Source organism: Streptomyces sp. NPDC059371 (assembly GCF_042751995.1).
Taxonomy (GTDB): Bacteria; Actinomycetota; Actinomycetes; order Streptomycetales; family Streptomycetaceae; genus Streptomyces.
In genome coordinates, this window is record NZ_JBHYXD010000180.1 from 1 (window position 1) to 7,195 (window position 7,195).

General features: G+C 69.5%; 5 protein-coding genes. All 5 read right to left on the minus strand.

Annotated features, from left to right (window positions below; genetic code table 11):
• Nucleotides 1-115: 115 nt before the first annotated feature.
• The 5 genes from ACFXGX_RS42645 to ACFXGX_RS42665 all read right to left on the minus strand — a co-directional run bounded on the left by ACFXGX_RS42645 (nucleotide 116) and on the right by ACFXGX_RS42665 (nucleotide 6,750).
• A complete protein-coding gene (locus tag ACFXGX_RS42645) occupies nucleotides 116-2,854 on the minus strand; it encodes a Tat pathway signal sequence domain protein (protein ID WP_384803702.1) in 2,739 nt (912 codons plus the stop codon).
• 101 nt (nucleotides 2,855-2,955) lie between these two features.
• Nucleotides 2,956-3,576 carry a hypothetical protein gene (locus ACFXGX_RS42650; protein ID WP_384803705.1) on the minus strand — a complete coding sequence of 207 codons (621 nt, stop codon included), beginning with the start codon at nucleotides 3,574-3,576 and terminating at the stop codon, nucleotides 2,956-2,958.
• Between the two features lie 2 nt (nucleotides 3,577-3,578).
• Entirely contained in the window at nucleotides 3,579-4,496 is a 918-nt protein-coding gene (locus tag ACFXGX_RS42655) for a carbohydrate ABC transporter permease (RefSeq protein ID WP_384803707.1), read from the minus strand.
• On the minus strand, nucleotides 4,493-5,449 hold the full coding sequence (locus tag ACFXGX_RS42660; RefSeq protein ID WP_384803710.1) for a carbohydrate ABC transporter permease: 957 nt from the start codon (nucleotides 5,447-5,449) through the stop codon (nucleotides 4,493-4,495). The genes ACFXGX_RS42655 and ACFXGX_RS42660 overlap by 4 nt, the downstream gene beginning before the upstream one ends.
• Before the next feature lie 11 nt (nucleotides 5,450-5,460).
• On the minus strand, nucleotides 5,461-6,750 hold the full coding sequence (locus ACFXGX_RS42665) for an ABC transporter substrate-binding protein (RefSeq protein ID WP_384803713.1): 1,290 nt from the start codon (nucleotides 6,748-6,750) through the stop codon (nucleotides 5,461-5,463).
• Nucleotides 6,751-7,195: the final 445 nt, after the last annotated feature.

A 7,195-nucleotide genomic window follows, 5' to 3' on the forward strand; every position in this document is an offset into this window, starting at 1 on the left:
CGGTGCGGCGAGTGGGGGTCCCCCCTGCTCGAAGAGCTTGGGGGAGCGTGCCAGGCGTCGCCGGGCAGGCGAGACTTTGCGGACACGACCTAGGGGCGGGTCACCCGGGGACCGGTCATGAGGGCATCCGGTCCCCGAGGAGTGCCAGGTTCTCGATGGCGGCGAGGCCGTAGAGCGCCGTGTCGTTCGTGTAGACCCAGTCGGCCTCGCTGCCCGGCACCAGCGTGACCGGGCCGCTCAGTCCCTCCGTCTTCCAGGGCGAGGACTCGGTGTAGCCGTCGGAGCCGTAGAACTTCGCCCAGGCGCGGGTGACGAGCCGGTCGTCGCCCGTCTGGACGGCGGCGTACGCGTCGAGGCGCGAATGGCCCTGGAAGAGCAGCAGCGTGCCGAAGTTGGTGCCGTACCGGGCCGCCTGCTCGGTCTTGGTCGCGTTGAAGTAGCGGCAGTAGTCGAGGTACGCCTCCTTGAAGGCGGGCATGTCGACGAGATCGATGAGTTCGGCGCACAGCTCGTTCAGGCCGAAGACGGCGGACAGATGCGAGACGCCGACCACCGGCGCGCCGGCGACGGCGAACCGGCCGGTGTCGAGGTCGTACAGTCCGGAGCCCTGGACGAATCCGTTGGGCTGCGCGGCGATGGTCTCCATCGTCGACAGCACCCGCGCCCTGGCCTTCTGCCACTGCGGCCCCTTGCGCTCCCACTCGGTCAGCCACGCCGAGACGAGCCCGCTCCAGTCCGTGCCGAAGCCGATCGACAGCGCGTGCCGGTCCGGTGTGTACGGCTCGGTGCGGATCTTGCGCAGCGGGTCCAGGGCGAGGAAGGTCTCGTCGGAGTCGACGTTGGCACGCATGAGGTCGCCGACGCGTTCGTCGGCGGTGAGGAAGTAGTAGTAGCGCCGGTAGGTGGTGTTGGCGATGCGCTGCTGCTTGGCGCTGTCGGCGTAGTGCTGCACCCCGTGCCGGGTGCCGAGGCCGGCCCACTGGCCGAGGTGGTAGACGTCGACCTCACCGGTGTGCCGGGTCATCGCCTCGGCGAAGCGGAAGACGTCCGCGCGGCCGCTGCGCAGATAGGCGAACCACAGCCACAGATCCGGTGACAGTTCGGAGTTGTCCCAGGCGTAGCCGCCGACGTCGTAGCGCCACTGGTGTCTGACCGGGTCGTACGAGTGCATGATGTCGCCGTAGTCCCAGAAGCCGTACCAACGGCGCATCTCCACCTGCTCCTTGTAGTAGGTGAAGAGGAAGTCCAGGTGGTCCTCGATCTTCGCCTTGGCGGGTGTCGAGCGGTCGGGTTCGGAGTAGAGACCCGGACCGAAGACCTTCGCCTTGATCAACTGCCGTGGCGGGGCGGCGAGTTGCGGCAGCACGCGGACGGCGCCGATCTGTTCGGCGAGCCTCTGGGGTGTGGGGGTCGACTCGTTGGCCCAGAAGAGCAGTTCGGAGGTGCGGGCGATGCCGTACGGGGTGCCGAACCCCGGCTCGTAGTCCTCGTAGGTGATGTTCAGGCCTTCGAGCTGTTCCGCGTACGTGTCCTGGCCCATGCCGTCGTGGTAGAAGCGCAGGTCCATGGGCTGTGCCTCGGGCGACCAGAGCCAGAGGGTGACCTCGGCCTCGTCGGTCTGGGCGCCGCGGATGTCGAGCTGGGCGGGGAACTTCTCCCAGAAGTCCCGCAGCCCGAAGGAGAATCCGCCGCTCGGCCCGCCGACGTAGCCGAAGCCGGAGGCGCGCCGGCCGCCGCCCGCGGCGATCCAGCCGTGCCCCTTTCCAGTGCGCTTGCGCAGGGTGAAGCCGTCGGCGGAGAGCTGGGAGAGGGTGTAGTCGCCCCACTGGGGGACGTACGGGAGCCGGGTGGTGACCCGCTGGTCCCAGGTGGACGGGTCGGCGAGCTTCTCGCCGGCGAACTGGGCCGCCTGGACGGCCGCTCCGGGGTCACGGCGCAGTCCGGTGACACCCTGGACGGCCTCGCGCAGCAGGCCCGTGCCGTCGCCGCCGACGCGGATGTGCCGGTCGTAGGCGGCGTCCCGCATCGGCACGGCGAAGCGGACGCCGAGCCCGGCCACGAAGTCCCCGCTGCTCTTCCCGGGTTCCTGCTTCCCGTCGAAGGTGATCGTGTGCACCATGCGGAAGGAGTCGGCGCCCGCGTAGAAGTACAGGCGGACCGAGAAGGGCAGCCAACTCCTCTCCCCCTTGCGGTGCTTGCCGTCGACGCGGACGACGGCCCGGACCGGGCCGTCCTGTTCGACCTCGGTCGCGGAGATCACGCTCTCGAAGCGCTCGGCCTTCACGGCGCCCTGGTCCTCGTCCTCGATCTCCGGCCTGCGGATGAGGACGAGGCGGCCGTTCCGGGCGATCTCGGTCGTACCCCGTGTCACGGATCTGACCAGTGCGGAGCCGCTTCTGCCGATCTTCGCGGAGATGACCCCGGTCGAGACGGAGACGACCCCGCCGCTCGTGGTGACGGTGACCTTCCGCTCCGGCGCGGCCGCCTCCCCTGCGGTCAGCGTGAGTGGGCCCGCGTCCGAACTCATCGCGTGGGCGGTCCACTTGAGGGATCCGTCCGGCCAGTGGGCGATGGGCCAGGACTGCACGGGAACGGCCTTGCCGTCGGCGTCCGTGAGCGCGAACGTCTGGTCCGGCCGGAACGCGCCTCTGGGCCAGGGCACGCCGACGGTGGAGCCGGGGGCGGCGCCGAGGCCGCCGTCCTCCAGCCAGTCGAGGCCGACGGGGTCCGCGTCGGCGGTCTCCGCTTCCGAAGCGGCCCGCGCGTTCGGGGTTCCGAGGACCCAGCCGGCCTGCGTGGCGGCTCCGGCGACGGCGACCGCCTTGAGGAGGGACCTGCGGGGAAGGGGCGACATGGCCTTTCCTTTCCTTACGGGATGGTCAGGGGCATGACAGTCGTGAGGGTGCGACGGAGCGGGGCCGGGCCCTTCGTGCTCCGGCCCGCGGGATTGCGCGGTCAGCCGCGCCGGCGGCGACGCTCCTCGACGGCGACGGCCGCCGCGGCCACGGCCCCCAGGACGGGCACCGCCAGCGGCGCGACGAGAACGGCGGAGCAGACGACCACGGCCAGTCCGCCGACGAGCAGGAAGGACCCGGCGGGATCGAGGACGGTACGGCGTCCGGCGTCCGCGAGCAGCGCGCGCCAGACGGCTCCCGGCTCCCAGACCGCGGCCGCGCGCAGCCCCGCGACGGCTCCCCCGATCAGCGCGAGGAGCCCGACGGCCCCGACGAGCGGACCTCCGGGGATTCCGGCGCGTACGGCCTGGACGTCCACCCGGACGGCGGCCGCCCCGGCCCAGCCGGCGACGCCGACGAGCCAGCCGCCCCGTACGGCCGACCGGAAGTCGGCCACGAACTCCCGCCGTCCGCCGCCCTCGTGCGCCGAGCGCCGGCGCAGATGCCGCGCGCCGGCCGCGAACGCGGCGGGAACGGTAACGAGCGGCAGCGAGGCCACCGCGATCCACACACCGGTGAGCAGGCACTCCGCGAAGAGGGCGAACCGCTCGGCGAGGACGGACTCGCGGGGCGTCCGGCGGGCCTTCGCCCCGGCACGGGCCCTCGGCTGGGTGACGGTCATGCTCAGCCCTTCAGTCCCGAGGTCGCCATGCCGTCGATCAGATACCGCTGGAAGGCGAGGAAGAACAGGAGCACGGGCAGCAGCGCCACCAGCGACATCGCGATCATGCCGCCGTAGTTCGCGACCCCCTCCTGGTCGCGGAACATCATCATGCCGAGCGAGACCGTGTACTTGCCGGGCTCGTTGAGGTAGATCAGCGGGCCCATGAAGTCGTTCCAGGCGTTGATGAAGGTGAAGATGGCGCTGGTGACGAGGGCCGGGCGGCACAGCGGCAGCACGATCGACCAGTAGATCCGCAGATGCCCGCAGCCGTCGAGCCGTGCCGCCTCGTCCAGTTCGCGCGGCAGGTTCCGCATGAACTGCACCATGAGGAAGACGAAGAACGCCTCGGTGGCCAGGTACTTGCCGAGCAGCAGCGGCACATAGGTGTTGACCAGCCCCGCCTTCTGGAACATCACGTACTGCGGGATGAGCAGCACGTGATACGGGAGCAGGAGCGTGCCGATCATCAGCGAGAACAGCACGTTCCGCCCGGCGAAGCGGATCCTGGCGAAGGCGTACGCGGTCAGCGAGCAGGAGATCAGGATGCCGGCGACGGAACCGAGCGCGTAGAAGAGGGAGTTCTGGAAGAAGGTGGCGATCGAGATGTCGGCGATCCCGTCCGCCAGTCCCTCGAAGTTGGCCAGGATCGGGCCGGCCGGGAAGAGCTCCAGGCTGCCGATGATCTCGCGGCTCGGCTTGAAGGAGGCGCCGACGACCCAGAGCACGGGGTAGAGGACGACCCCGAGGATCAGCAGGGCCCCGATGTGCCAGGCGAGCGAGCCGGCACGTCCGCGCCCCGGCGTCCGTGCGTGTCCCGGGGCGCGACCCGGGGTGTCCAGGGTGCCGGAGCCGGTCGCCCGGCCGGTGAAGCCGCTCATCGGGCGTCCTCCTCGTAGTGCACCCAGCGCTTCTGCGACCAGAAGAGGACGGCCGTCACCAGCGCGACGGCGAGGAGCAGCATCCAGGCCATGGCGGAGGCGAAGCCCATCTGGGACTCCCTGAAGCCCTTCTGGTAGAGGTAGCAGGTGTAGACGAGCGTGGCGTCGGCCGGTCCGCAGGTGGTGTTGGAGACCACGTAGGCCGAACCGAAGATCTGGAACGAGTGGATCGTCTCCAGGAGCACGTTGAAGAACAGCACCGGGGAAATCATCGGCAGCGTGATGCTCCAGAACCTGCGCAGCGGTCCCGCGCCGTCCACCTCCGCCGCCTCGTACAGCTCCTTCGGCACCTGTTTGAGCCCGGCCAGGAAGATGACCATCGGGGCGCCGAACTGCCAGACGGTGAGGGCCACCAGGCTGTAGAGCACCCGGTCCGGATCGCCGACCCAGCCTCCCGAGGGGAAGCCGAGGAAGGACTGTGTACGGTCCACGACGGCGTCGTCGGAGAACAGCGCGCGCCAGACGAAGCCGACCGAGACGCTCGCGCCGATCAGCGACGGGGCGTAGAACGCGGCCCGGTAGAAGGCCTGGCCTCGGCGGCTCCGCGCGAGGAACAGGGCCACCCCGAGCGCCAGCAGCAGCTTGAGCGGCGTACCGATGACGACGTACTTGGCCGTCACCTCGACGGACTTCTGCCACCGGGGGTCGTCGAACATGGTGGTGAAGTTGTCGAAGCCGATCCACCGCGGCGCGTCGAAGAGGTTGTAGTCGGTGAAGGCGAAGTAGAGGGAGGCGGCCATCGGGCCCGCGGTCAGCAGCAGGAAGCCCGCGATCCAGGGCGACATGAAGAGATAGCCGGCGAGATTCTCCCCACGTCGCCGCCGCCCGGCGACGCCGGGGGCAGCGAGCCGTGGCTGTGCCGCACCGGGCGGGAAGTCCTTGACGAGCGTCACGGCGGTTCCCATCAGACGGCGAGGGCGGTCTTCGCCTCGGAGAAGAACTGCTTCACCGCGTCGGAGACCTTGGTGGTGCCCTGCGACATGTCGCCGCCGACGCGCAGGAAGGCTGCCTCGACGGTGTCGGCGCCCGCCGGATGCGGAGTGATCGCCCCGAGCACACCGGCCGCGGTGACGTCCTGTTCGTACCGCGCGATGGCCTTGCTGGGGGCGTCGGAGGGCTGGAACGCGTCGAACTGCTCGGTAGTGGCGAGGATCCCGCGGTCGTAACCCATGATCTTGCCGACTCCGGGGTCGTGGACCATGAAATCGATGAACTGGGCGACTTCCTTGGGGTGTTTCGTGTGTGCGGAAGCGCTGAGCATCAGCGAGGCGAGGTACTGGCCGGTCTGTTTGCCATCGGTCGTCGGGATCGGCGCCAGACCGTAACTGCTGTCGCCCTCGGCCGTATAACGGACGGTGAAGTTGTCCCATGTGAACTCGGAGGCCGCGTGGCCCGCCGAGAGGGAGGACTTGGGCTTGTCCTGTTCGACCCGCTTGGGATCGGTGATGATGCCGGCCTTCACTCGGTTGTAGCCGTCGGTCCACCACTCCGTCAGGTCGGTCTCGTCGAAACCGAGTCCGTTCTCCGTGAAGAACGCCTTGCCGTTCTGCCGGAGGTAGAGGTCGTACAGGTACATGATGCTGAAGTAGCCGGTGTCGCCCGCCACCTTCTGCGTGTCGTGAATCCTCTTGAGCGCGGCGAAGTACTCGTCCCAGGTCCAGCCCCGCTTCGGCGTGATGCCCGCCTTCTCGAACACCTTCTCGTCTATGACAAGTGACATGGTGTTGGATCCGACGGGAATTCCGAGCTGCTTTCCGTCGACCTGACCGACCTTCTCGACTCCGGCACGGAAGCCTTTCAGACTGAGATTTCCGGCGTCTATCTGGGACTTGAGGTCGAGCAGGATCCCGCGCTTGTCGTACTTCCGCAGAAATCCGACGGCGTTCTGGAATACGTCCGGCGGATTTCCGCCGGCGGCCTGCGTCTGGAACTTCTCCCAGAAGGCCGCATAATCCTGGAAGTCCGTCTGCACCTTGATCTTCGGATACTTCTTCTCGAAGAGCGCGATGGACCGGTTGATCCGCTTCGCCCGCTCGTCCGCACCCCACCAGGCGTAACGGATCGTCACCGTCCCGTCCCCGGCGCCGCTTTCGCCCCCACCGCAGCCGGTCGTCGCGGCCAGCCCCAGCGCGGCCACCGAGGCTCCGGCCGCCTTGAGCACCGTCCGCCTCTCGACACTCCCGTTGTTCCCCACTGCCAGGCCTCCCCGCAACGTCGACGCCGCCTGCATGAATCGTTTCAAGTAAGCGCTTGCTGGCACAAGTTACGGAGGTGCTTCGGGCGCGTCAATGATTCGGACAGGAATTGATGAGCGGCGTTCCGATCCCGCCGCGCCGGCTGCCGCGCGCCTCCCGGCGCATTCGCACAGGAGTACGCAGGTCGGGCCCACGCGGTCGACCCATCGAACATTCCCTGCCCGCCGGGACGATCCGCCGGCGCGGCCGAAAACGTGCTCCCGTGAAGGGTGCTGACGGGGTGTCGGCGGAGCCGGGGGAAACGGAGCGTGAGGGCACGGGACTTCCTTCGGGCCCGCGCCCCCCCCCCCCCCCCCCCCACGCCGCGCCCCGGGGGCCCCCCCCCCCCCGCCCGCCCCGGCCGGCGCGGGGGCGGGGCGGGGGGTGCGGGCCGCGGGGCGGGCC

Bases quoted from the DNA above. Each gene is read 5' to 3' on its own strand.
- ACFXGX_RS42645 (WP_384803702.1), bottom strand. From the start codon at position 2,854: ATGTCGCCCCTTCCCCGCAGGTCCCTCCTCAAGGCGGTCGCCGTCGCC.
- ACFXGX_RS42650 (WP_384803705.1), bottom strand. From the start codon at position 3,576: ATGACCGTCACCCAGCCGAGGGCCCGTGCCGGGGCGAAGGCCCGCCGG.
- ACFXGX_RS42655 (WP_384803707.1), bottom strand. From the start codon at position 4,496: ATGAGCGGCTTCACCGGCCGGGCGACCGGCTCCGGCACCCTGGACACC.